Raw genomic sequence first — 24834 nt, forward strand, 5'->3', positions numbered from 1 at the left:
GAGAGTATTGGGCGTTTCTGTCCGAAAGAATGTGCCGACGGGACGGAATGTTGGTAATTTCGGACAGTGGTTTCCTTTGGTGGTCCGCGCGGCGTGCTACCCCACAGCAGCGTCAGCGTGCGGATGATGGTCAGTGTCGGACAGGCACACGGGCTGGATGAAACATTGTTATTGGAGGGCAGCGGAATAACCTCCGGCGAGCTCGCCGACGAGAATGCGCAAATCTGGCCGGACCAGGAATTCGCTGTGGCGCGAAATCTGCTCGGCCATCTCGGTGACCTTCCCGGTCTGGGAGCGCAGACCGCCCGGCACGCCACCATCGGCAACGGCGGCATGGTGGGCCTGGCCGCCCTGGTCAGCGCCACGGCCGGGGATGTCCTCGGGATCACCATCCGCTACCAGGACCTGGTCTCCGTCGCCGCGCGCTACGCCCTGGAAGACCGCGGCGACGAGGTGGCGATCGTGGTCGACGGCGACGCGATTCCCGAGGATGTGCGCGCGTTCTTCGTCGAGCGCGAGGTGGCGTACATCTTCATGGCCGGAGAGTTGCTCGATGTGGAGATCCCGGTCCTCGGCGTCGAGATGCAGATCTCCGCCGAGCGCGGTGAGGAGCTGTCGGCCATCACCCCGTTCGATCGGCATCCGATCGCCTTCGAACAGCCCAGGAACCTAGTGGTCCTGCCGCGGTCGTTCCTGGATCATCCTATGCCGCAAGCGGATCCGCGTACCGCATCGGCGCTCGAACGGCAGTGCCGGGAGGCCTTCCGGCAATTGCTCGGAGCGGGTTGGCGTTTGACGGCGAAGGTGCGGGAGCGGCTGCTGAGCGATCCGGATCGGATGCCGTCGATGGCCGAGGTTGCCGTGGAGTTGCACGTCACCGTGCGCACGCTGCGCCGCCGGCTGGCCGATGAGGGTGTCACCTTCCGCGGCCTGCTCAACAATGTGCGCGAGATCAAGGCGGCCGAACTGTTGCGCACATCGGCGACGGTGGAGGATGTGGCGCGCCGACTCGGCTACGCCGAAACCGCGAACTTCACCCACGCCTTCACGCGCTGGCGCGGTATGAGCCCGCGGGCGTACCGGCAATCGGTATTACGTAAGTAGCTCGCGGGCCGAAACCCGGGATGAAAATCAGCGAAATTGCCCGCAATATCAATCGCCTGATAGTTGAATAAAAAATAACGCCTGAGGGTTTCCCTGTGCAATTCTTGTGATTCGGCACAGATGTCGGTGCGTCCGTTTGGGGTGGAGTCGCTGGTGCGCCCGCTTTCGAGAAGTTTTCTAAGTAAAACATATGTTAAGCTTTTGCTGTGTCATCCCCTGCTCAGCGATACGGCCCTGCCCTGCGCGGGTACCGTCGCGCGCGCCGGACGATGCCGCTGCGGGGCATCTTCCGGCTGCGGCCGGTGGCCGACACGTGGCGCTGGTCGGCGCTCAGCGCGCTGATCGCGATCGGTGTGCCGGAGGTGGCGCTGCTCGCCGTCGGTCATCTGGAGCTGGCGTTCTACACCTGCGCGGGCGGGCTGTGCGCGCTGTACGCGCACGGGCTGCCGTACGCGGCGCGGGCGCGCGCCCTGGCGTGGGTGGTGGCCGGAATGGTCGCCGGTACCGGGGTCGCGCTGGCCACGGCGGCGCTGACCGAATCGGCGGCCGTCCGGGTGGCGGTCATCGCGCTGCTCGCCGGGGTGTTCAAGGTCGTATGCGATGCGACGCGGATCGGTCCGCCCGGGAATGTCATCCTCACCTTCGTCACCGCCACCGCCGCATTCCTGCCGACCCGCCTGACCGACCTGCCCTGGCACCTGACGCTGGTCCTGGCGGGGGGAGTGCTGGCGTGGCTGGTGTGCCTGGCGCCCAGCCTGTTTCGCCCGCACGGGCCGGAGCGCCGAGCCGTGGCCCGCGCCCTCGAGTCGACGGCCCGCCTGCTCGCGGCCGACGACGCGGCGACCACCCGCCTGTGCCACGAAACCGCCGCGGCCGTACAAGCGGCCTGGCAAGCGCTGCGCCTGGCGCCCGCGCACACCCCGCCACGCGCAGCGGAACTCGAGGCCCTCGCACACCTGGTGGTCCGAGCCGAATCACTGGCCGCAGCCGCTCACTCCCATCCTCCCGAAAGTCCCAGCACCTCCGCATCACCATCGGACCGAGCCGCCGCACCCCACAGTTCGCGGCCTACGTCGCCACGCCCGGACCGTGCTGCCGCGCTCGAGGCTTCGGGTGCTGTGCCACCGCCGCGATCCGGCCGAGCCGGGGCGGGCGGTGGTACGTCCGGGAAGGGTGCATCGGTATTCCCTCTGTCGTTCCGGCGTGTTTTCGGCCGGAACCTGGCCGCACGCCGGGATGACGAGGGGCGGCTCCGCACGGATGTTCCTGGACGTGGTACCGGCTCGCGGGCTGGGGCGTCGCACTCGAGTCCGGGCGAGGTGTTGCAGGCGTGGGCTCGTGCGTTGCGGGGTGGGCTTCCGGTGCCGGTGGTGGATCGGGTCGCGGCGGAGGATGCGGAGGTGCTCGGACTGGCGGTGGAGCGGGCCGCCGATCGTCGGGAACGTGGATTACGCCGGGTGGCAAAGGCTTTCGCACCTTCTTCGCCGCTGTTCCCGATCGGGGCGCGGGTCGCGGTCGGCAGTGCCGCGGCGGGGTGGACGTCGATGGCGCTGGGCGTGGACCGGCCGTACTGGGCCGTGGTGACGGCGGCGGCCGTGTATGTCGCGAATACGGCGCTGACGTGGCAGCGCGCGGTGCAGCGTGTGCTGGGCAATCTCGGCGGCGTGCTGCTGTTCACCGCGCTCGTGCCGCTGCTGCGCAGCGCGGTGGTCCTCGTCGTGGTTGCGCTCGCGTGCCAGCTGGTGGTGGAGGCGACCATCTCCCGCAACTACGCCTTGGCCACGGTGTTCGTCACGCCGATGGCGCTGGTGATGACCGAGTTCGCCCTCCGGCACCCGGCCCGGGAGCTGGTCGCCGACCGATGGCTCGACACCTGCGTGGGCGCCGCGGTCGGCATGCTGGTCTGCTTCGCGATCCCGAACCGGCGGGTCACCGGTCGGGTCGATGCCGCGCTGCGCACGGTCCACGCCGCCATGGTCCATACTCCGAACGATCGGGCCGAGGCGCGGGCACGACTGGCAGCGGCGCTCATCGAGTTGCGCGAGGCCGCCGACACCGCGTCGGGCGAGTGGTGGAGCGCCCCGGTGCCCCAGGAGCGGGTCGTCGCGACCGAGCGCACGGGCCATCGACTGCTCGCCGAGCTGTCGCTCCGCCCGGTGGCCGTCCGATGAGGGCCGATGGTGTGGGTCGGCGGGTGGTGTCGGGAGCGGTGGATCGGTGTCTCGCCATATCGCTGGGCGTTGGTACGGTGGCCGTGGGAAACCGATGGTTGATGCCTTGTCGGCAGGGATGGCGGTCGCATGTCGGTAGCTGAGGAGCAGGGCCGCGGCGGTGTGATTGTGCCGGGGGGTGATACGCGTAGACCGTCGGAGGATGCGGTGGCGGGGGTGCTGCGGCAGTGGGCGAGCGTGCATCCCGGCCTCGACACCGAACCGGTGGCTGTCATCGGGCGCATCAACCGGTGCGCGGCGCTGCTGCAGCAGGTGACGGATGCGCCGCTGGGGCAGGCCGACCTGACCCGGCCCGAATTCGACATCCTGTGCGCGCTGCGCCGGGTCGGCGCCGAGCTGACTCCGGGCCGCCTCGCCCGCGAGACCTTCGCCTCGCCCGCCGCGGTCACCAAACGCGTTCGGGGACTGGAGGATCGCGACCTGGTGTCGCGTCGCATCGACGCCCGTGATCGCCGCGTCGCGCATCTCGGCCTCACCGATGCGGGCCGAGGACTGGTGGATCGCGTACTGCCGCAACAGCTTTCCTATGAGCACAACTTGCTGTCGGGCCTTCCGGCCGGTGCACGCGCGGAACTGGCGGCGATACTCGGCGACCTGCTGCTGGTGCTGGAAGGACGCCTCGGCGGGCTGGAGCACTGAGCGCGCCCGAGCCGGGCAACCGGCTCGGGCGCGTCGAACAGCGGTAATCGGTTGGCGCCGAATTACCTTCGGTTTCAGCCGTTACTGGCTACCGAGAGGGTGCGGCCGCGCCGCCGACCGGCGGGGGCGGCGGGAATCCGCGGCAGTTCCGCCGAGTCGAGGGCGGCGTAGTAGACAGCCTCGTAACCGGCGCCCAGGTGCTCGGTCGAGAAGCGGTCCATGACGCGGCGACGGCATGCGACCGGATCGATGTCCCCGGCCTTGGCGATCGCGGCCGGGAGCTCGGCGGGGTCGTCGCAGATGATGCCGGTGACACCGTCCTCGATGACCTCGGCGACCGCGCCGCCGCGCAGCGCCACCACCGGGGTGCCGCAGACCATGGCCTCGATCATCACGATGCCGAACGGTTCTTCCCAGCGAATCGGGAACAGCAAGCAGCGCGCCTGGGAAAGCAGCAGCTTCTTGGCAACCGCATCCGCCTCGCCGAATACGACGTCGCGATCGGACAGCAAAGGACGTACCGACCGTTCGAAATAGGCCTTTTCTGGTGGCTCATTCATTTTGGCCGCGAGGACCAGTGGAATATCCGCGGCATGCGCCGCTTCCAGTGCCAGGTCTGGCCCCTTGTAGGATGCGTAGCGGCCCAAGAAGAGTGCGAAATTCTGCTTTTCGGCCTGGAATGGGAACTCGCTCGGCCGAATCGAATTGTACACGCGCCCAAGCCAATTCAGCTCGGTCGCCAGCGAACGCTGCCGGTCGCTGATGGCGACCAGGTGGGCCGTATCGCCCAGCGCTCGGTAGTATTCCCCCGCATCACCGTCGACCGGGCCGTGCACGGTCACCACCGACGGTATGCCGAGTTCCTTGTACATCGGAGCATTCAGCGGTCCCGCGAAGGTGTGGTCGTGCACGATGTCTATTCGGTCGTGCTGTGCGATCTCGGTGATGATGCGGCGCACCTTGAGTGCATTCAGGACCTCGGGGAACGGATCGCCGAGCCGGTCCGCGAGAATGTCGTCCCACACTCGCACGAAATTGGCCTTGGTCCCGGAACGGCCCGCACCCAGCAGCGTGACCCGGTGTCCGCAGTCGACGAGCGCATCGGCGAGTTGGGCGACCACAGCTTCGACACCGCCGTAACCGGCGGGTGGTACCTCGAAGTAGGGGGGTGCGACCATCACGATGTGCAGCGGCGAGCCGGATCCGCGGAGCTGATGAAGGATCGAATCCGTGCCGGACGGGGTACTGCTCATGGTACTGCCTCCTCGATGGTGTGGAGTTGTGACCGAATCGTTCGCTGCTTCGACCACTGTGCTCAAAAAGGCCGCAGCGGCCAGGTATTGGTGGCATCCGGGACCATGGCCGGCGTGCACCGTGCGCACGAATCGAGCTTTGTCCGGCGTCAATCCCAGTGGTTCACAGCCACAATCGCGATATTGCGCCAGCCAGAGATCCGCCTCTGCTGCAGGCGACGGCTGTGCTGATTCTTTCACGGTCGGTGCTGCAGGCTTCGGGCCTTCTCAGCATTCACCGCACTGCCCTCCGGTAGTAGGGAACTATTCATGTGCTGGCAACCGCGAACCACCGGCCGTCGTGGAACGGCCGGAATTCCGCGTTATAAACATACTTCTGCGAAGGTCATTTGACCCGACATCGGTGAGACGTAGCTAAGTCAACAGCTTTTCAGCCGTCTCCGATGAGTGAATTGCCGGTTCCGTGCGGAATTCCCCGACGCGTTGTGCGCTGTCGGATTCGCCGTCGACCGGCAGTGGTGTGATGCGTTGCGTATCCTCATCGAGCCTGGCCCGACGGTTGGCAATATCGAACATGCCGCGCTCCTCGTGGTTGCGCTCCGCCAGTTCTGGCGGGCGATGCTCGCGCACGATATGGCAATTACCCAGTAAATAGTCACCCAAACCGTGATGCAAGGTTTTTAATAAGCCCGAATACATACTGGTCATCGGATTAGTTGGGGGTCAGGCATCCTCGGCGGCACGTCGCGCGCGGGCGCGGCGCTTGCCCTCGTGCATGGCCTGCACGCGCGCGACAGGAATGGTGTGACCCTCCTCGACCAGGTCGGCCGGAAGCGCCTGCGGCGCGGGCATCTCGTGGCGCCACGGGTCGCGATCGGTGAGTTGCGCTGCCGCCGTGCGGATCGTGAAATCCCCGGGAACGACGTCGTCGAGTTCGGCCCACGACAGCGGGAACGACACCGGCGTCCCAGGGCGGACGCGCGGGCTGTAGGCCGCGACCACGGTGGCTCCGCCGGATCGCGTGGAATCGAGGAAGACCTTGCCGCCGCGGTCCTCTCGGATGAACGCGGTGGTGGCCAGGCCCGGGTCGATCCGCTCGGCGCGGGCGGCGACGGCGCGCGTGGCGGCCGCGGCGTCCTCGATCGCGATACCCGGTTCGATCGGTACGAAGACGTGCAGGCCCTTGGCGCCGCTGGTCTTCACCGCGCCCGCCAAGCCGTCGTTGCCCAGGGCCTCCCGGATCAGGCGGGCGGCCGCCACGGCCTGCCGGAAGTGTTGGCCGGACGGGGGATCGAGGTCGAGCACGAGGTGGGTGGGTCCGGCGGTGTGGTCGGCGAGCAGCAGCAGGGGGTGGTATTCGATCGCACGCTGATTGCCGAACCACAGCAGTGTGCGGACGTCGTCGCAGAGGGCGTAGGTCACCTCGCGCCGCGAACTCTCGGCCCACATGGTCACCCGCGCCACCCACTCCGGGGTGTACTTGGGCAGATTCTTCTGCATGAACGGCTCCTGCCCGGGCCGGATGCGCACCACCGAGAGCGGCCGGTCGCGCAGCCCGCGCACCATGCGGTCGCCGACGAACTCGAGGTAGTCGACGAGGTCGCGCTTGGTGGCGTCCGCGCCGTCGAACAACGGCTTGTCGAGATTGGTCAGCGTCACGCCCCGGCGCGTCTCCTCGCCACTCATCGCCCAACAATGCCCCGCGGTGCGGGCCTGGTCAACCGTGCGCGGTGGAGAGCGCTTCGATGCGTGCCGCCCGGCCCGAGGATCGACCAGCGCAGTCGGGTAGATCAGCGCCCCCGGCAGCACCAGCGCGCCCACGACGAGGCAGACCAGCTGCGACCGGCAGCCACAGCACGGGCCCACGCCGCCGCACGGGAATCGATTGCTCGGGTACATCCGTCGCCGGCTCGCTCACGGTCGTGCCTCCCACGGAGTCCTGGGATCAACTCCTACACGCTCGCCCACTTGTCGCGCCGAGAGAGATGCGGGGATCAGGAGTAGCGGGATTCGCAGGTTTGCTGGTTGCCGAGGACGCCCGCCCGGAAGGCGTCCACGCGGGAGAAGCCGCTGGGAACCGTGTTGCCCTCGACGTCGCTGGCGGCCAGGCCATCGGTGAGCAGGCCCGATACCGCCTTGTCGAGATCGCCGGGGGACAGGGCGATATCGCCCTGGGTGGGGGAACGGTTCTCGTCGGCGAGCCGCGCGGTGATCACCCCGGACAGACAGGCGGCCCGCAGACCGGTCTTGGCGCCGGTGAGGGCCTGGCGGGCGTTGTTCTGCACCGCGAGCGCATAGCGCGACACGAACACCACGTAGGCGTTGTAGTCGCCGCCGACGCGGGTCGGAAAGCCGTCCTGCTCTTCGGTGTTCGCGACGCCGCGCTCGGCGAGGGCGGGCACGTCGGTGCCGATGGTGTTGGTCGCGGGGCAGTAGGTGACGGGCACGGTGTCGGCGCCGTTGCGGCAGTTCAGCTGGGCGCCGTGATAGTCGTAGGCCGGGGCGTGCGGCACCGGCATGATCGACGACATCGCCTTGCTCAGCTCGGTGAGGTTTTCCTTGGTGATCCGCAGTTCGCCCTGATTGTCGTCGTACTGGCTGTAGGACTGCGGCAGATTCTTCCGGCGCTGGTTGACGTCCTTCATATCGATCGACTTGCAGCCCTTGGGCCCGTCGGTGAAGCCGATCTGCACGGCGGTGACGCGCTCGAACGCCGAGCCGTGTACGGCCTCCGGATCCTCCGGGTTGGCGTCGCGGATCGCCACCGTCGCGGCCAGCACGTTGTTGAGGCCCTCGGAGGTGTTGATCGTGAAGTGCGGCGCCTTGTCCTCGGCCACGTGCCGCATGAACGCCCCCGCGAAACAATCGGCCTGCTGCTCCTTGACCAGGACCGGATCCTTGGGGCCGACCATGCGCGCCATGGTCTGGATGGCGTGCCCGTACTCATGGGCCAGCACCATCACCACCGCCATCTTCCCGAAACTGTCCTGCATCATCGGCAGCAGCACGCCGCGGTCCCAGCCGACCGAGTTGTCCAGACGGCAGTAGGCGGCGTTCACCAGGCGGTAAGTGGTCTCCTTGCAGAACTCGCCCTCCTGGGTCTTCGGCGCCTTGGCGCTCCAGGAGTGGAACTTGGTGACCGGGGCGAACTGGCCCTCGAACTCGTTGTGGTACTCGCCCTGCCAATAGTTTTGGATATCGTCGAGGGCGTTCAGCGCCAGCTTGTCGATCTCGCCGTTGTCGCCGCCGACAGCGCTCATCGGCGTGTCGGGGACGCCCTGGCGCGGACCGCTCGGCCCGTCGGTGGTGGGAAGTCCGGCCACCTTGAACGGGTCGTCGTAGATCGACACCGCCCGGCCGTCGGTGGTCATGGCGCAACCGGTGAGCAGCGTGGTCACCAGTGCCCAGACGGCCAGCGCCGTGATCACCCGGCGTCTCGCCACATCCACTCCCTCCCCGGGGCCGGTCACATATCGGTCTCGGTCGCCGGTACAGGGTAATAGAGGGCAGCTTCGAGCCCCACCGATGTCCGGGCCATCGAATAGTATCCGGCACATGTCATCACCGGGGGCGCAGAAGATCACCGTGCGCCATGAGGGAACCGATCGTGTCTTCGACACCCATCAACAGATCACCATGGGCCGTGCGCCGGAGGTGACGCTGTTCGTCGACAGTCCGCTGGTTTCCCGTGTGCACGCGACACTCGTTTGGCAGGGTAATAGCTGGTTACTCAGCGACAACGGAAGTACCAACGGCGTGTTCGTGGACGCGCAGCGGCTGACGGGGCCGGTGCCGATCGAACGGCCGACGCTGGTCCGGCTGGGGGATGCGGTCAGCGGTCCGCTGCTGCATCTGGTTCCCGATTTCGCGCGCCCGGCACCGCCGCCGCAGCGGCCCGCGCCGTCGCGGGGGCAGCCACCGGCACAGCGGCCGCAGACTCCGCCGCAACGCCCGAACTCTCCGCCGCAGCGCCCCGGCGGCCCGCCGCATCATTCGTCCGGTCCTTCCCAGGGGCGGGCCGGGGCGCCGCCGCACCGACCCAATCCGCAACCTCAGCAATCGGTTCCGGCCGCGCCGAACGTCAACATGACCACCAAGGCAGACAGCTCCGCGCTGCCGCCGATGCGCGCCCGCGCCTCCACCGCGCCCGTCGCCCGCGCCGACCGGATCCCACCGGGCGGCCTGACCATCGGCCGCACCAGCGACAACCAGATCGTCGTCAACGATCCGCTGGCCTCGCGTCGGCACGCCCGGCTGGCCAAGGGCGGCGAGGGCCTGGTGCTCGAGGATCTGGGCTCGGCCAACGGCACCTTCGTCAACGGCCGCCGCGAGCAGCGGGTGGTGCTGCGCGAGCGTGACATCGTCACCATCGGCAACGTCGACTTCGTCGTGCAGCAAGGCACGCTGAAGCACCGCCGCAAGCCCGTCGCCGAGCAGGGATTGCACGTGCACGGCGTGGGTTTCGTCGTCGAGGGCAACAAGCAGCTGCTGATCGATGTGAACATGCAGGCCGGTCGCGGCACCCTGACCGCGCTCATCGGCCCCTCCGGCGCGGGCAAGTCGACGCTGTCGAAACTCGTTGCGGGAACGACGCATCCGTCCGCGGGCGTGGTCACCTTCGAGGGCCGCAACCTGCACGCCGAGTACGAGGCGATGCGCAGCCGGATCGGCATGGTCCCGCAGGACGACGTGCTGCACCGCCAGCTCACCGTCCGCCAGGCGCTCGGCTTCGCCGCGGAGCTGCGGCTGCCGCCCGACTCCAGCAAGGCCGACCGCCAGCAGGTGATCGACGGTGTGCTGAAGGAACTCTCGCTCACCGAGCACGCCGACACCCGCGTCGACCGGCTGTCCGGCGGTCAGCGCAAGCGCGCCTCGGTGGCCCTGGAACTGCTCACCGGCCCGGCGCTGCTGCTGCTCGACGAGCCCACCTCGGGCCTGGACCCGGCGCTGGACCGGCAGGTGATGACCATGCTGCGCGAGCTGGCCGACGCGGGGCGCACGGTCATCGTCGTCACGCACTCGGTGGCCTGCCTGGACATGTGCGACCAGGTGCTGCTGCTGGCGCCCGGCGGCAAGACCGCCTTCTGCGGCCATCCCGCCACCGTCGGCGACTTCCTCGGCACCAGTGACTGGGCCGATATCTTCGCCCGGGTGGCGGCCGATCCGGACGGCGCCTTCGCCAACTATCGGTCCCGCCAGGCCGCCGTGGCGCCGCCTCCGCCGCCGGTCGCGCCGCGCGGGGTGGTGGGGCAGCCACCGAAATCCGGTGGCTGGAAACAGTTCTCGACCCTGTCGAGAAGACAGGTGCGGCTGATCCTCGCCGACCGCGGCTATCTGGCGTTCCTGGTGGTCCTGCCGTTCGTGCTCGGCATACTGTCGTTGGTGGTGCCGGGAGAGAACGGCTTCGCGCCCGGCGTCCCGGTGCCGCTGCCCGACGGCACCTTCATCCTCGACGGCGGCGGGGAGACGCAGCAGCTGCTGGTGGTGCTCATCCTCGGCGCCTGCTTCATGGGGTCGACGCTGACCGTCCGCGATCTGGTCGGCGAGCGCCCGATCTTCTTCCGCGAGCGAGCGGTGGGCCTGCTGCCCTCGGCGTACCTGCTGGCGAAGGTCGCCATCTTCGGCATCGCGGCGCTGCTGCAGTCCGCGGTGCTGGTGGCGATCGTGCTGGCGGGCAAGAATCCGCCGGGCAAGGGGGCGCTGATCCCGTCGGGCAGCGTCGAGCTGTACTTCGATCTGGCGTTCACGGCGGTGGCCTGCGTCGTGATCGGCCTGCTGCTGTCCACGATCGCTAAGTCCAACGAGCAGGTGATGCCGCTGCTGGTCGTGATGATCATGTGCCAGCTGGTGATGGCGGGCGGCATGATCCCGGTGACCGACCGCATCGTGCTGGAGCAGCTGTCCTATCTCTTCCCGTCGCGCTGGGGCTTCGCCTCCGGCGCCGCGACGGTGGACCTGCGCTATCTGTTCGCCAACGCCCAGCCCGACGCTCTGTGGCAGCACAAGCCGGGCTTCTGGCTGTTGGATATCGCCATGCTGCTGGTGATCACGACGGTCCTGTCGACCCTGACCTGGTGGCGGCTGCGTTTGAAGAAGACGACCGCATGACCTCACAAAACCGCAGTTCAGAGTGGAGATTCGGACCTGCCCCGCGCGTGTCGTCGGCACAGCAGGCACACTTATGCGTGTGACGGCTCGAGTTGGGGCAATACATCTCGGCTGGGATGTGGTGTCCGTGGCCGCAGGCGGCGGTGGCACACCGATCCGCCCGGTCAAGGTGGAAGGCACATACACGCCGCCGGCGTATCTGCTGGCGGACGCGTCCGGTCGTCTGCACACGGCGGGCGGCGAGCGGCAGCGGCCCGACCTGGGCATTGCCATCTCCGACGTGCGCGACGTGCTGGGTCACCGGCAGATCCGGATCGCGGGGGCGACCTGGCCGGTGGATCTGGTGTTCCGGGCCCGCATGTACAACCCGCTCGCCGCGACGGGCAAGTACCTGCGCGGCAAGCCCGAGGTCGTCGCGCTGCCGTTCCCCGACGACTGGCCGGACGAGAAGATCGACGAATACTGCCGACTCGTCGAGCTGCTGGATGTGGCAACCGAACCGCTACCCGAGTCGGTGGCGCTGTCCGGATACGTGCGCGCGCTCGGCCTGGTCCGTCCGCCACAGCCGGGTTTCGCCGGTTCGGGCGCCACCGGCGTGTACTCCGACGGCCGGGTATGCCTGGTGGTCGCCGTGCACGGGGACGACGAGCAGCCCACCGAATCGGTCGGCGTGCCGATTTCGCCCGACGCCATTCGCGATGCCCACTCCGCCGACAACGTGGTGATCGAGGTGATGGCCGCGGCCCGCTCGATCAGCGCCGACACCTCCACCGTGCTGCTCACCGGCAACGTGTGCTTCAACGATGCGCTGCGGCTGGCTTTCCAGAACCACCTCGGCCACCGACTACGCGTGGCGGACCATCCGATGCACGCGCTCGCCCTCGGCGCCGCACACCTGCTGGTCACCGACAGCGAGTACGCCGAGGAACAGCCCTATCCGGACCCGGAGCCCCCCAGACCCGGGGGTCGCCCGCCCCATCCCGCGCCGGGCGAGGTTCCGTCCTATTCCACACAGCGACAGCCACCCGGTTCGGGTGGGGCGCACGGCGCCGCCGAGGAGCCGGGACGCGCGGTCGGCCGGGAGGGGCATACGCCCGGTTCCGGTCCTCCGGCGCCCGGCAGGCCCGGTGGGGGACGTGGGGCCGAGCCGGGGAATTCCGGGCCGGGCCCGGCTCGTCAGACGAGCTCGGCGCCCGGCACTTCCGCCGGGGGACAGGAAATGAGCAGCGAACATCCGGGGTCGGGTCGTCGGATGACCTCCTCGCCCGGTTCGCCCACGATGACGACGCGAGACGCCGAGGGCGGGCGGCACAGCCTGCGGACACCGCAGGCGGTCGCGGGCGATACGGTGCGGCACGCGGGCGGGCGCCCGGTCGATCCACAGCACGGCACTTTCGGAGCGCAGCCGACGCGCCGCCAGCCGGAGCCGACGCCGCAGCAGCCATATGCGGTGCGACGGTATTCGGATTCGCCTCCCCGGGTGGGGCGGCACGCGGCGCGCGAGGTTGACGAGGAGCCGACCACGCGGGTCACCCGCGGACCGGATGGGCTGCCGGACACTGCCGCCGAGACCGGCGGGCCGCCGCGCACCGCGTCCGACGAGCTGACGACCGTACTGGGGCGGCGCGCGAACGAGAACCAGCCCGGTGATCCTTCGCGGCGGGGATCGCATGCGGCCCCCGAGCCCGACCACCACGACCACGACCAGCAGGGCAGGCTGTGGCACAAGGTGAAGGACAACCTGTTCGGGGCGCCGACGATCGTGGGCGCTGTCGCCCTGGCCGCGATGGCGCTGCATCCGGACGGCGCCGCGAACCATGTGGCGCACCCGGTCGGCGAGGTCGTCAGCTCCGCCGAAGGCCGGGCGGCGCCCGATGGCATGGGGTCGGCCACGGCCGGCACACGTGACATCGGCTTCGCGACGCCCGATGCGGACATGAGCGCCTCCCACACGGCCGTTCCCGGCGCGGGCGTCGCACAAACGGCCGACGCAGTTGCCGACTTCGACGTGCACTCGGTCCGGGCGTCGGCGACGACGGACTTCGGCGCCTGGCCCGCGATCGAGCAGGTCGCGGGCGTCCCGTATTCGTCACCGCGCTGCGCCCTCACACCGACGGTCGCCGGACCGGGGTCCCGTGGCATCGGAGCGACCGCCGACGGGGCCGAATGCCCCCAGTTGGGCATCGACAACCTGCAGTACTCGGTCCCCACCCCACGCGGCGTCATCGACCACGGTCCGCCGATGCACATCTGATCCCGGCCAAAAGCGTGCCGGGAATGAGGGCGGGGAGCGTGCTGCGTGCCGGGAATGAGGGCGGGGAGCGTGCTGCGTGCCGGGAATGAGGGCGGGGAGCGTGCTGTATGCCGGGAATGACGGTGGGCAGCGTGCTGTATGCCGGGAATGACGGTGGGCAGCGTGCTGTATGCCGGGGATGAGGGTGGAAGCGTGCTGACTGTCGTTGAGGAGCGTGTCGTCACCGACTCGGCATCGACCAGCAGGCCTCTGGCCTGCGAGGAGTGCGCCAGTCGTCATCGCTGTCCCGATTTCTTGAATACACACACATGCGTGTAGTCTTGGCCGTTGGCGTGCGGTACGTCGCGGGTAACACCGTGTCGTCCCACGGGTCCCGGGTCTCCGCTGGCCGCCGGGATCACTCGACCGCTCGCCTGGCTGGTAGAACACCGACGACAGACAGGGAAGCACTGTGCCTACGTACAGCCCGAAGGCGGGTGACGTGACCCGTAAGTGGTACGTCATCGACGCCACTGACGTAGTGCTCGGCCGCCTTGCCGTGCAGGCAGCGAATCTGCTGCGTGGCAAGAACAAGCCGACCTACGCGCCGAACGTCGATGGTGGCGATTTCGTCATCATCATCAACGCCGACAAGATCGCGATCGCCGGCAACAAGGCCGACCGCAAGTTCATCCACACCCACTCCGGCTTCCCGGGCGGTCTGAAGACCCGGTCTGTCCGTCAGGTGATGGAGACCCGCCCCGAGCGTGTCGTGGAGCGTGCCATCAAGGGCATGATCCCGAAGAACAAGCTGGGCAACCAGGTCGCCCGCAAGCTGAAGGTCTACGCTGGCCCGTCGCATCCGCACGCGGCCCAGCAGCCCGTTCCGTTCGAGATCAAGCAGGTGGCCCAGTGACCGCTCCTGAGGAATTCAACGAGTCCTACGTCGAGGAAGCTCCCGCCGAGATCGTCGAGGACGGCGCCGGCTACGAGGAGACCTTCGAGGCTCCCGCCGCCCCGGCCCTGATCGACCGCCCGGTGCAGACCGTCGGCCGCCGCAAGGAGGCCGTGGTCCGCGTGCGCCTGGTGCCCGGCTCCGGCAACTTCGTGCTGAACGGCCGCACCATCGAGGACTACTTCCCGAACAAGGTGCACCAGCAGCTGGTGAAGTCCCCGCTGGTCACCGTGGAGCGCACCGAGACCTTCGACGTGCACGCCCGCCTGGTCGGCGGCGGCCCGTCCGGTCAGGCCGGCGCCCTGCGGCTGGCGATCGCCCGCGCGCTGATCGAGGTCACCCCCGACGACCGCCCCGCCCTGAAGCGGGCCGGGTTCCTGACCCGTGACCCTCGCGCCACCGAGCGCAAGAAGTACGGCCTCAAGAAGGCCCGCAAGGCTCCGCAGTACTCCAAGCGCTGATCTTGCAGCTGTACACGAGAGCAGGCGCCCCTGTCCGGGCGCCTGCTCTCGTGCTGTATCGACAGCAGCACGCCGAGCAATCTCGCACGCAGTCGGGCAGCCTGCGTGACGATGGAGATTGCCGCGGGCGCAATAGGATCCTTGCGTCGCGGATCCGAGCCGCATCCACACATTGCTCAGGAGCGAGGGAATGGGACGTTTGTTCGGCACCGACGGAGTTCGGGGGCTTGCCAACGACTCACTGGGTCCGGAACTGGCACTGCATGTTTCGGCCGCCGCGGCGCAGGTGCTCGGCCGCGGCAAGAAGCGCGCGCTGGCGGTCGTGGGCCGCGATCCCCGCGCCAGCGGAGAGATGCTCGAGGCGGCGGTGACGGCCGGACTGACCGCCGCCGGGGTGGACGTGCTCTCGGTCGGCGTGCTGCCGACCCCGGCGGTCGCCTATCTGACGGCGGCCTACGACGCGTGCCTGGGCGTGATGATCTCCGCCTCGCACAACCCGATGCCGGACAACGGAATCAAGATCTTCGCGGCGGGCGGGCACAAGCTCGACGACGCGGTCGAGGACCGCATCGAGGAACTGGTGCGGGAGCGGACCTTCGCGCGGCCGACCGGCGCCGCCATCGGGCGGGTGCTGAGCGCGTCCGGCCTCGACGGCCACGTCGACGACCACTACAGCCTGGCGGGCACGCACGAACGCTACGTCGAACATCTGGTGGAGGCGACGGGGCGCGACCTGAACGGCCTGACCGTCGTGGTGGATTGCGCCCACGGCGCGGCCTCGGACGTGGGCCCGGCCGCGTATCGGGAGGCGGGGGCTCGAGTCGTCGCGATCAACGCCGAACCCAACGGCCTCAATATCAACGAGCGGTGCGGCTCCACCCATTTGGACCAGGTGCAGCACGCGGTGCGCGAGCACGGCGCCGATCTGGGGCTGGCGCACGACGGCGACGCCGACCGCTGTCTGGCGGTGGACGCCGCGGGCGCCGTGGTCGACGGTGACGCGATCATGGCGATCCTCGCGCTGGGGATGCACGAGGCGGGCGAACTCGCCCACGACACCCTCGTCGCGACCGTGATGAGCAACCTGGGCCTGCACCTGGCGCTGCGCGCGGCGGGAATCACGATGCGCACCACCGCCGTCGGCGACCGGTACGTGCTGGAGGAGCTGCGCCGCGGCGGCTACACGCTCGGCGGCGAGCAGTCCGGGCACGTGGTGTTCCCGAAGTTCGGCACCACCGGCGACGGGGTGCTGACCGGTCTGAAGCTGATGGCGCGCATGGTCCAGACCGGCCGCAGCCTGGCCGATCTCGCGAGCGTGGTGCAGACCGTGCCGCAGGTGCTGATCAATGTGCCGGTCTCGGACAAGTCCGCCGTCGCGGTGGCCCCCGAGATCCGGGACGCGGTCACCGAGGCCGAGCGCGTCCTGGGCGAGTCCGGCCGAGTCCTGCTGCGTCCCAGCGGGACCGAGCAGCTGGTCCGCGTCATGGTCGAGGCCACCGACCCCGACCGCGCCCACCAACTCGCCGACGACCTCGCCAAGCGGGTCGCCGCCGTCTGAGTCCGGTGGCGAGCGGCGTTGCGCGATAGCGGCGTCGAATGCCGTGGCCCTTGCGGTACGCACGTACCAGGGCCGTTGTGAACCCCGGACGGGCCCGTTCCCGGGGGCGGAGCCCGAAACAATGCATGAGCTGGTAAGAAGCGCTAGTCTCGACTGGGCGTCCGGTGACCATCCGTGGGATCGGGACGCAAGGTTCGAGACCACGACGTATGGTGGACCCGAATCATGATGCGACAGCGAAGGCTTGGGTTTCCGTGAGGGGGAACAGTGAACACGCTGAAGCTCGATCCGGCGGCAATGGCCGCCTACACCACCATCGCGGATACCGTCTCGCAACAGCTGGCCTCGGCCGCGGCCGTTGCTGAAGGCGCGGTGAACCCGGAGCGGCTGGCGGCCGACCTGGGCTTGCTCGGCGCCGATTTCGCGGCGCGGTTCACCGCGGCGGTGACCGAACACGCGCAGGCGCTGTCCACGGCGGGCCAGCTGGTCTCGGCCTACGGGCAGGTACTGCGCGGGTTCGACGCCTCGGTGGCGAGCAACGAGACCGATACCGTCGCGGCCATGAAGCAGGCAGGGGAGTCCCTACCATGAGGCGCCTGAAGAATCGGCCGACCGAGCCGACCACCCCGGCCGCGGCGTCCGATCCCACGGGCGATCCGCCGATCGTGACGCGGCTGGTGGAGCCGCTGCTGGCGCTGCGCGCCTCCCTCGGCAACGGTGTCGGCGTGCCCGACGAGGCGATTTCCGCCGCCCTGTCGTCGGCGTCGGCCCGCGCGGCGGAGACCGAGGCCCCGCACCGCGACGGTCTGCACGCCATCGAATCCACCTGGACCGGCAAGGGTTCCGATGCCGCCGTGCCCTCGCTGCGCACCACGCAGACCGAGATCGGTGACATCTCCGACCGCGGCCCGGCCTACCTGGCGGTCCTCGCCGACGCGCAGTCCACCAGCTCACGCGCGGCCACCAAGGTGGACAAGATCATCGAGGACTTCCGTCGCGATGCGCGGATCATCCTGGACAACGCCTCCTCGTCGCCGGACACCGACGCGGTGATCGCACGGGCCAGCCGGGCGCTGCGGGATGCGCTCGGCACGGTCAATACCGCGCGGGGCGAAATGGACGACCACACCCGGCGGCTGGACCGCATGGAGCCGCTCACCGTCACCACGCCGTCCGGGGTCGGTCAGGGCTGGGGCGGAACGCAGGGCCAGTCCTGGTCGACGGCGCCGGGGCAGGTCTCGACGGTGCCCGGTCAGGCCCCCGGGCAGCCGATGGATCCGGCGCTGGTCGCCCAGATGCAGTTGCAGCAGCAGCTCATCTCCGCGGGCGTGGAGGTCGGCACGACGGCGATCACCGCGGGCGTCGATATCGGCACGCACCTGATCGACAAGATCGCCGAGGTGGGCACGCACACCATCGATACGGTGGCGGCCTCGGCCGACAAGGCGATCACCGAGGCGATCAATCCCGGCGCGAGCGACGGCGCCACGAGCGGCGGCAGCGGGTCGAGCAAGCTGTTCGACTTCGGCGGCGGCACCGGCCAGTCGGGGCAGTCGACGTCGTCGGGTACCGCGCCGGGGGTCGTCATTCCCCCGGCCGCGAACGCGCCCGGCGGGGCGGAGAAGGCGGATGCCAAACCGGCCCCCGCCGCACCGCCCCCGTCCTCCATCCTGCCCGAGACCCCGGCCCCGGCCGACCCGGCACCCGCGCCGAAACCCCAGGCGCCCAACCATGTTCCGCCCGGTGCGGCCGGTGGGCTGGCGATGCCGCCGCCGTCGTCGTCGAACGATCAGGAACACAAGCCGCGAGGCGAGGGCCAGTTGGGTGTAACGGTGCCCGCGCGCGTCGAGGAGACGGTCCCGGCGGCCGTCATCGGCGATTTCGGCGATGACACGATCTGATTCGGGGGAGCCGGACCAGGATCAGGGCAATCCGTTCGACCTGGGCCTGCCGATGGTGCGCATGCCCGCGCGCAAGCAGAAGCGTCGGCGCCCGGGCCGTCGCGGTGCCCGGCGCCGTCGCCCGCCCGAGATCGATGTCGACGCCCTGCCGCCGCCGGACGGACCGTCCTACCACTCGGGTGATTGGGAGCAGTGGCTGGATCCGGCCGTCGCGCCGCAACGGGAACCGCCCGTCGAACCGATCCCGCCGGACCGGGTCGGGCCGGGCATCGACGAGGGCGACACCGCCGAGCGCGACAAGTCCGGCCTGATTCCCGAGCTGATCGACCGGTCGGGCGGCAATCCCGGTGTGCGGCTGCGGCATCCGCGGCGCCGTCGGCCGGACAACCGCCGCGCCGACAAGCTGGTCGCGGCCCTGATCATGCTCGGCCTGGGCGTCGTGATCGTCTCGATCGTGCTGACCGTCATCCACACCACGCGCGACCGCACCCCGGCCGCCACCGCGAAACCCATACCGGTGCAAGGGGTACCGGCTCGCACCACGGCGCCACCGGCGAGCACCACCCAACCGGCGACCTTCGCGACCGACGGATGCGAGCAGCGCCGCAGCGCCGATATCGTCTCCGGCACCGATCCGGGCGGCACCGGCAACGGTCCCGACGCCATCCTGGCCTTCGAGCGCGCTTACTACGTGCAGCGCTCCGGTTTCGCGGCCCGCGCCGTGGTGGCCGATACCGCCGATGTGCCCGCGGCCGAACAGATTCAGCGCGGCATCAACCAGGTTCCGGTCGGCACGCGCTATTGCGTGCACATCACCCGCTCGGGCGGGGAGGGGCAGTGGGAGGTCAGGCTGACCCAGCAGTTGCCCGACGAGCCACCGAAGTCGTTCACCCAGATCGTCACCACCCGCACCATTTCCAATCGCACGCTGATCACCGCGATCCACGGGGGATGAGCGAGTCGACGGTAGGGTGGGCGCCGATGAGCGCACTCGCCTGGAGCCATAACGAGTTCTATCACCGGCTGCTCCTTCGCCAGCTGCCGAAGCAGTGCCGACGGGTGCTCGATGTCGGCTGCGGCGCCGGGGCGTTCGCCGCGGAACTGGCTCGCCATGCCGAGCACGTGGACGCGATCGATCGGTCGCCGGACATGATCGACCGGGCGCTGCGGTCGGTGCCGGGAAATGTGAGCTGCATCCTCGGCGACGTGCGGGACTGGGAGCTGCCGGACGACGGGTACGACGCGATCGTCTCGGTCACCGCGCTGCACCACGTGCCGCTGGAGGAGACGCTGCCCGTCCTGGCTCGCGCGCTACGGCCCGGCGGCGTGCTGGCGGCGGTCGTGCCGCCGCGAAAGGATCTGCGCGAGTGGCCCTTCGAGCTCGTGGCCATGCTCGGTCAGCGGATTCTCGCGGGCCTGTTCTTCGTGCTGCGCACGCTGGGGCCGGGCGGCTGGTTCGCCGCCGACGACGATCGGGCGATGCCGGTCGTGCTGGATCCTGCGCTGACCACCCGCGAGGCCCGGGCCGCGGCCGCGGCGCTGCTGCCCGGGGCGCGGGTGCGGCGGCTGGTCTACTGGCGTTATTTCCTGGTGTGGCGCAAGCCGATGGACGGTCCGTCAGAACTGAGCGTGCACGAAACCGGTGAAGGGCACAAGGAAACCGCCGATCTCTCCGGCGATGAGCGCGTACATCGCCAGCCGGGTCGCTGAGTCGAGTTCGCCGCGGAACTGATTGGTGGTGTCACGCAGTTCCAGCTGTTCATCGCGGTCATCGCGTCCATCACCGGTCCTCGGTGAGGACGCCGCGGTCCATCCGCCAGCGCCTGGTCGCGCGCACACTCTCGAGCATGCGGCGGTCGTGGGTGACCAGCAGCAGTGTGCCCGTGAAGGATTCGACGGCCTGCTCGAGCTGCTCGATGGCGGGCAGATCGAGGTGGTTGGTGGGTTCGTCGAGGACGAGCAGATTCACCCCGCGCGCCTGCAGCAGCGCGAGCGCCGCGCGGGTGCGCTCACCGGGGGAAAGGGTATCGTTGGCGCGCAACACATGTGAGCCACGCAGGCCGAACTTGGCCAGCAGCGTGCGCATCTCGGCCTGGTTCCAGTCGGGCACCTCGGCGCTGAAAGTGTCGGCGAGCGTGGCACTTCCGCGGAACAGCCCGCGCGCCTGATCCACCTCGCCGATGGCCACACCGGAGCCCAGCGAGGCAAATCCGCTGTCGGGCTGCGTCTTTCCCAGCAACAGCGCCAGCAGCGTCGATTTGCCGGATCCGTTGGCGCCGGTCAGGACGATCCGATCGCCCCAATCCACCTGAGCGGTCACCGGTCCCAGCGTGAACTCGCCGCGGGTGACGGTGGCGTCGGACACGGTGGCGACCACCGACCCGCTGCGCGGCGCCGCGGCGATCGACATCCGCAGCTCCCATTCCTTGCGCGGCTCCTCCACCGCGTCCAGACGTTCGATGCGGCGCTGGGTCTGGCGTACCTTGGACGCCTGCTTCTCGGTGGATTCGACGCGCATCTTGCGGCCGATCTTGTCCGAGTCCAGCTTTCGCGGATCGCGCGCCTGCCGACGGGCGGTGCGTACGCCGTGCTCCATCCAGTTGCGCTGCGTGAGCGCGCGGGCCTCCAGGGCCGCCTTGGTGTCGGCGTATTCCTCGTATGCCTCCCGGGCGTGGCGGCGGGCGGTCTCACGTTCGGTCAGGAAGGCCTCGTAGCCGCCGTCGTAGACGCCCACCTGCTGCTGCGCCAGATCCAGTTCGACGATGCGATTCACGGTGCGCGCCAGGAACTCCCGGTCGTGGCTGACCACCATCAGCGGCGCCCGCACCCCGGTGACGAACCGCTCCAGCCGGGCCAGGCCGTCCAGATCCAGATCGTTGGTGGGCTCGTCGAGTAGCAGAATGTCGAAGCGCGACAACAGCACCGACGCCAGACCCGCCCGAGCGGCCTGCCCGCCGGACAGCGCCGTCATCGGGGTCTGCAGGCCCATCGGGAGGCTGTCGAGCAGATCCAGGTCGGCCGCTACCTCGGCGGCCCGCGAGTCCAAGTCGGCGCCGCCGAGCGCCAGCCAGCGCTCCAGGGCGGGGGTGTATTCGTCGGCGGTCGCCGCCGTCTCTGCGAGACGTTCCGCGGCGGAATCCATGATCTCCTGTGCCGCAGCCACTCCCGTGCGCCGAGCCAGGAACCGCAGCACGGTCTCGCCGGGAATGCGCTCGGGCTCCTGGGCGAGGTATCCGACGGTCGCGTCGGGCGGGCTGAACGTGATCTCTCCGGTCGGTGCGCGGCGATCGGCCAGCATTCGCAGCAGCGTCGACTTGCCCGCGCCGTTCACGCCGACCAGGCCGATCACGTCGCCGGGGGCGAGGACCAGGTCGAGGTCGGTGAACAGCGTGCGCTCGCCGTGCCCGGCGGAGAGGCCGCGGGCGTGCAGGGTGGCGCTCATCGCACCAAGTCTGCCGTGCTCCGGGTCGGACCCTGAGTTCGGCCCCGGAGAAATCAGGGTGCCGATCGGTCCCCAGCCCGATGCCGCGCCGCCCGGGACGACGCACAGTGAAGGGGTAGCGAACGAGAGAAGGAGAACACCATGACCGCCCCCGCCCGCCGCTTCACCCGCTCGCGCAACAACAAGTGGATCGCCGGTGTCTGCGGCGGCATCGCCGAGTACTTCGGCTGGAACGCCGCCGTCGTGCGCCTGCTGTTCGTGCTGTCGTGCCTGCTCCCCGGGCCGCAGTTCATCGTCTACCTGATCCTGTGGCTGGTTGTCCCGAAGCGCTGACTCCGCGTAGTTATCCACAGGCAACGGCGAGGACGCGATCCGCCTCGCCGCGGTTATCCACAGGAGGGTGCGCGAGGGGCCCGGCGGATGTCAGGATGGAGCGACATTCGCCGCACGTCCCTCGAGGAGACGCACATGATGACATCGGACGATCTGCCGGGTCTGAACCTGCCGGACGTCGATGCGCACTCCGACCTAGGCGGCCTCGGCGCCGTCGAACTCCACCACCCCACCCAGGACATCGACGCCGACGGCATCCCCGACACCGAATCGGTAGCGGGCCCCGGCGGCACCGACCTGTGGACCGATATGGACCACGACGGCACCGCCGACCACGTCAGCATTCTCGACAAGGACGGCGCGTACTCGGCCTGGGAGTTCCACCAGCATCCCGACGGGACGAGCGAGTGGATCCGCACGGACCAGGGGGAACTGGGTAAGTAAGGGGCGGCGTCCAGTTGCTGTCTTCGCTGCGCACCGAGTAGTTTCCGGTACACGGTTTCGTCCGATCAGGGAACCTGATCTGGTTCCGGCGCGTCCAAGGGAGTATGGCGGGACGGATTTCGGCCGGGCCGGGCGACCCGGCGCACACGAGGAGGGGAGACGATCGTGACGGAGTCGGCACGGCAGGCATCGGGAAGCGTTGTCGTGGATTCGGGGGCACTGTCGGCCCTGGCCGGGAAGCTGAAGCAGTCCGCGGGCGCGATAGGAAATCAGGCCAAGGGGATTCAGGCCCATACCTTCGGCGCTGCTCAAGCGGGAATGCAGTACGGCAACCACGGCAAGAAGATCAACGAGGGTCTGGTTCGGATCGAATCCTGGTTACTGCAATGGCAGGAAGCGTCCGATGCGCTCGCCGACGCGATGGGGCAGAGCGTCGTCATTATCGGCGCGACCGATGCCGCGAATGCTCAAAAGGTAGCGAGCACGGGCACTGCGAAGTAATAGCAGCGGATCATGAAATTCGAAGAAGTAGTCGATAGGAATGGCCTCTCATGAGCGCAGTCGATGACCTCGCGAACTCCGGTGACGTCAAGGCGCTCTTGGACCATGGCACCCCCGGGCTGCAGTACTTCCATCGTTATCTCGAACTCTGTTTGGATGCCGTGAAAACAACCGGCCCCTCCTATCTCGATATATGCGCCAAGTACGATATGCAACGCGGTATGGATCTCACCGCGCTGAGCAATGTCGCGGACGGTCTCGAGCGCGCGCTGTCGACGGCGGACACCGAGTGGGAGTTGCAGAACGGCCAGGTCCAGGCCCTTCCATCCATCTGGCAGGGCGCCGCCGCGACGGCGGCCACGGATATGATGCGAGACCTCGTCACTCGTGCGAACGAGGACCGGACCACCTCCAAGGCCGCGCTCGCCACGATCGAGTCGGCCATTCCCGGGATCAAGACCGCGATTGCGGGTAAGGCGATCGTGGTCAGGGATATCTGGGACTCGTCGAAGGGGCTCGTCGACGGCAAGAACCCGAGCGAGGTCTACGATATTGTTCAGGTCGCCAAGGCGCGCACCATTTCGGGATCCGGTAAGAATCCGTTCGACGGTGATCAAAGAATCGATCACCTGCGGAAGATCTTTCCCGGGGTGTCGGACAGTGATATGGCCAAGAAATGTTGGGAATGGGTCCGGGGCCCGTTCTACGAGGACGTCAAGGCCAAGGTCGATATATTCAACAGAGTCTGTGACGCCTGCCATTTCGACGTCGAGAACTTCTTCAAAAAAGCAGACGAAGCGCTGCAGAAGGTCAACGACGATCCGTACATGAAGCCCGAGGCGCAAAAAGACACCTCACAGCCCGGCCCGCCCGGTCCCCCGGGGCCGCCCGGCCCTCCGGGCCCGAGCACCACGACAACCGAGACGCCGACCCAGACCACGGCGGCGAGCACGACGGACACCGGGCTGACCGGCCTGGCTTCGCTGGCGAGCACTCTCAGCCCGCTGGCGAGTACCGCCGCGCAGACCATCCAACAGGGGATTTCCGCGCTGGGACCGACGATCCAACAGGGGGTCGACAGCATCACGCAGGCCGTCCAAGGGGCGTTGAACCCCACGGGCGGTGCGGATGGCGGCAAGGCGGCCGAATTCGATATCGCCGGTAAACACCTGAAGTTCGAGATGGGCGCCGACGGCGAGTTGAAGCTGATGATGTCGGAAGGCGGCGACGAGAAGAGTTTCAGCCTCGAGTTCGATGAGCACGGCAACCCGGTCATCGAGACCGGGGAAGGGAAGCCCGGCGAGGGCGAACACGGCGAGGTGGGCGCGAAGCCCGGTGCGGGCGAGGATGTCGACGACGCCCCGAAACCCGGTGCGGGCGAGCCCGGCGACGGCGGTGCGGAGTCGAACGCGGAAGGTGCGCCCGACCCGGGCGGTTCGGAATCGGCCGACCCGAGACCGAACACCCCCGCGGAGGCGCCCGATGGCGATCAGCGGCAAGGCCCGTCAGGCGATATCCCTCCGGGGCCACCGCCCGGACGTCGCGACGATAGCGGCGGTCGGCAGTCGCCCGATGCGGTTACCCCTCCGCCGCCCCAGGCACCGCCCGAGGATCCGTTCGGCAGCGGTGCCGAACTGGCCGAGGCCGGTCCGCTGTGAGCACTGAAATGAC

The 24834-nt window shown here is 68.9% G+C and carries 21 protein-coding genes; 16 read left to right on the forward strand and 5 right to left on the reverse strand.

Features of this window, described 5'->3' with window-relative positions; genetic code table 11:
- Positions 1-66: 66 nt before the first annotated feature.
- The 3 genes from ACYVLQ_RS25810 (at position 67) to ACYVLQ_RS25820 (ending at position 3974) form a co-directional block, all read left to right on the forward strand.
- A complete protein-coding gene (locus ACYVLQ_RS25810) occupies positions 67-1104 on the forward strand; it encodes an AraC family transcriptional regulator (protein WP_460700101.1) in 1038 nt (345 codons plus the stop codon).
- Between the two features lie 206 nt (positions 1105-1310).
- Complete coding sequence (locus ACYVLQ_RS25815; RefSeq protein WP_460700102.1) at positions 1311-3275, forward strand: FUSC family protein; 1965 nt, start codon at positions 1311-1313, stop codon at positions 3273-3275.
- A gap of 129 nt (positions 3276-3404) precedes the next feature.
- Entirely contained in the window at positions 3405-3974 is a 570-nt protein-coding gene (locus tag ACYVLQ_RS25820; protein WP_460700103.1) for a MarR family winged helix-turn-helix transcriptional regulator, read from the forward strand.
- 74 nt (positions 3975-4048) lie between these two features.
- Here the strand turns inward: ACYVLQ_RS25820 and ACYVLQ_RS25825 are convergent, their stop codons facing one another.
- From ACYVLQ_RS25825 to ACYVLQ_RS25840, 4 genes are all read right to left on the reverse strand, one after another.
- Positions 4049-5227 carry a glycosyltransferase family 4 protein gene (locus tag ACYVLQ_RS25825; protein WP_460700104.1) on the reverse strand — a complete coding sequence of 393 codons (1179 nt, stop codon included), beginning with the start codon at positions 5225-5227 and terminating at the stop codon, positions 4049-4051.
- A gap of 414 nt (positions 5228-5641) precedes the next feature.
- Positions 5642-5935 carry a hypothetical protein gene (locus tag ACYVLQ_RS25830; RefSeq protein WP_460700105.1) on the reverse strand — a complete coding sequence of 98 codons (294 nt, stop codon included), beginning with the start codon at positions 5933-5935 and terminating at the stop codon, positions 5642-5644.
- Positions 5936-5950: 15 nt separating this feature from the next.
- On the reverse strand, positions 5951-6913 hold the full coding sequence (ligD, locus tag ACYVLQ_RS25835; protein ID WP_460700106.1) for a non-homologous end-joining DNA ligase: 963 nt from the start codon (positions 6911-6913) through the stop codon (positions 5951-5953).
- 308 nt (positions 6914-7221) lie between these two features.
- Positions 7222-8670, reverse strand: coding sequence for a neutral zinc metallopeptidase (locus ACYVLQ_RS25840; RefSeq protein WP_460700107.1), 1449 nt, complete (start codon positions 8668-8670; stop codon positions 7222-7224).
- A 112-nt stretch (positions 8671-8782) separates the two neighbouring features.
- Here ACYVLQ_RS25840 and ACYVLQ_RS25845 point away from each other — a divergent pair, with 112 nt between their 5' ends.
- The 9 genes from ACYVLQ_RS25845 to ACYVLQ_RS25885 all read left to right on the forward strand — a co-directional run bounded on the left by ACYVLQ_RS25845 (position 8783) and on the right by ACYVLQ_RS25885 (position 20153).
- A complete protein-coding gene (locus ACYVLQ_RS25845) occupies positions 8783-11335 on the forward strand; it encodes an FHA domain-containing protein (protein WP_460700108.1) in 2553 nt (850 codons plus the stop codon).
- A gap of 79 nt (positions 11336-11414) precedes the next feature.
- On the forward strand, positions 11415-13589 hold the full coding sequence (locus ACYVLQ_RS25850; RefSeq protein ID WP_460700109.1) for a hypothetical protein: 2175 nt from the start codon (positions 11415-11417) through the stop codon (positions 13587-13589).
- Between the two features lie 451 nt (positions 13590-14040).
- Entirely contained in the window at positions 14041-14484 is a 444-nt protein-coding gene (rplM, locus tag ACYVLQ_RS25855) for a 50S ribosomal protein L13 (RefSeq protein WP_068014820.1), read from the forward strand.
- Positions 14481-14984 (forward strand): 30S ribosomal protein S9, encoded by a 504-nt coding sequence (gene rpsI, locus ACYVLQ_RS25860; protein ID WP_460700110.1) that lies wholly within the window; start codon positions 14481-14483, stop codon positions 14982-14984. Before rplM ends, rpsI begins: the two co-directional genes overlap by 4 nt.
- Before the next feature lie 190 nt (positions 14985-15174).
- Positions 15175-16542, forward strand: a complete 1368-nt coding sequence (gene glmM, locus ACYVLQ_RS25865; protein WP_460700111.1) for a phosphoglucosamine mutase — start codon at positions 15175-15177, stop codon at positions 16540-16542.
- Between the two features lie 267 nt (positions 16543-16809).
- Positions 16810-17133, forward strand: coding sequence for a hypothetical protein (locus ACYVLQ_RS25870; protein ID WP_460700112.1), 324 nt, complete (start codon positions 16810-16812; stop codon positions 17131-17133).
- Complete coding sequence (locus tag ACYVLQ_RS25875; protein ID WP_460700113.1) at positions 17130-18443, forward strand: hypothetical protein; 1314 nt, start codon at positions 17130-17132, stop codon at positions 18441-18443. The genes ACYVLQ_RS25870 and ACYVLQ_RS25875 overlap by 4 nt, the downstream gene beginning before the upstream one ends.
- Positions 18430-19398 (forward strand): hypothetical protein, encoded by a 969-nt coding sequence (locus tag ACYVLQ_RS25880; protein WP_460700114.1) that lies wholly within the window; start codon positions 18430-18432, stop codon positions 19396-19398. Before ACYVLQ_RS25875 ends, ACYVLQ_RS25880 begins: the two co-directional genes overlap by 14 nt.
- Positions 19399-19424: 26 nt before the next feature.
- Positions 19425-20153: a class I SAM-dependent methyltransferase gene (locus ACYVLQ_RS25885; RefSeq protein ID WP_460700115.1), complete on the forward strand. Its 729-nt coding sequence runs from the start codon at positions 19425-19427 to the stop codon at positions 20151-20153.
- A gap of 70 nt (positions 20154-20223) precedes the next feature.
- Here ACYVLQ_RS25885 and ACYVLQ_RS25890 read toward each other — a convergent pair whose 3' ends face one another.
- Positions 20224-21885, reverse strand: a complete 1662-nt coding sequence (locus ACYVLQ_RS25890; RefSeq protein WP_460700116.1) for an ABC-F family ATP-binding cassette domain-containing protein — start codon at positions 21883-21885, stop codon at positions 20224-20226.
- Positions 21886-22026: 141 nt separating this feature from the next.
- On the opposite strand from ACYVLQ_RS25890, the gene ACYVLQ_RS25895 reads away from it, so the two are divergent.
- From ACYVLQ_RS25895 to ACYVLQ_RS25910, 4 genes are all read left to right on the forward strand, one after another.
- Positions 22027-22218: a PspC domain-containing protein gene (locus tag ACYVLQ_RS25895; RefSeq protein ID WP_460700117.1), complete on the forward strand. Its 192-nt coding sequence runs from the start codon at positions 22027-22029 to the stop codon at positions 22216-22218.
- 135 nt (positions 22219-22353) lie between these two features.
- Positions 22354-22662, forward strand: a complete 309-nt coding sequence (locus ACYVLQ_RS25900) for a DUF6802 family protein (RefSeq protein WP_460700118.1) — start codon at positions 22354-22356, stop codon at positions 22660-22662.
- 165 nt (positions 22663-22827) lie between these two features.
- Positions 22828-23163 carry a hypothetical protein gene (locus ACYVLQ_RS25905; RefSeq protein ID WP_460700119.1) on the forward strand — a complete coding sequence of 112 codons (336 nt, stop codon included), beginning with the start codon at positions 22828-22830 and terminating at the stop codon, positions 23161-23163.
- Positions 23164-23213: 50 nt separating this feature from the next.
- Positions 23214-24821: a hypothetical protein gene (locus tag ACYVLQ_RS25910; protein WP_460700120.1), complete on the forward strand. Its 1608-nt coding sequence runs from the start codon at positions 23214-23216 to the stop codon at positions 24819-24821.
- Positions 24822-24834: the final 13 nt, after the last annotated feature.

The organism is Nocardia thraciensis, from assembly GCF_054782435.1.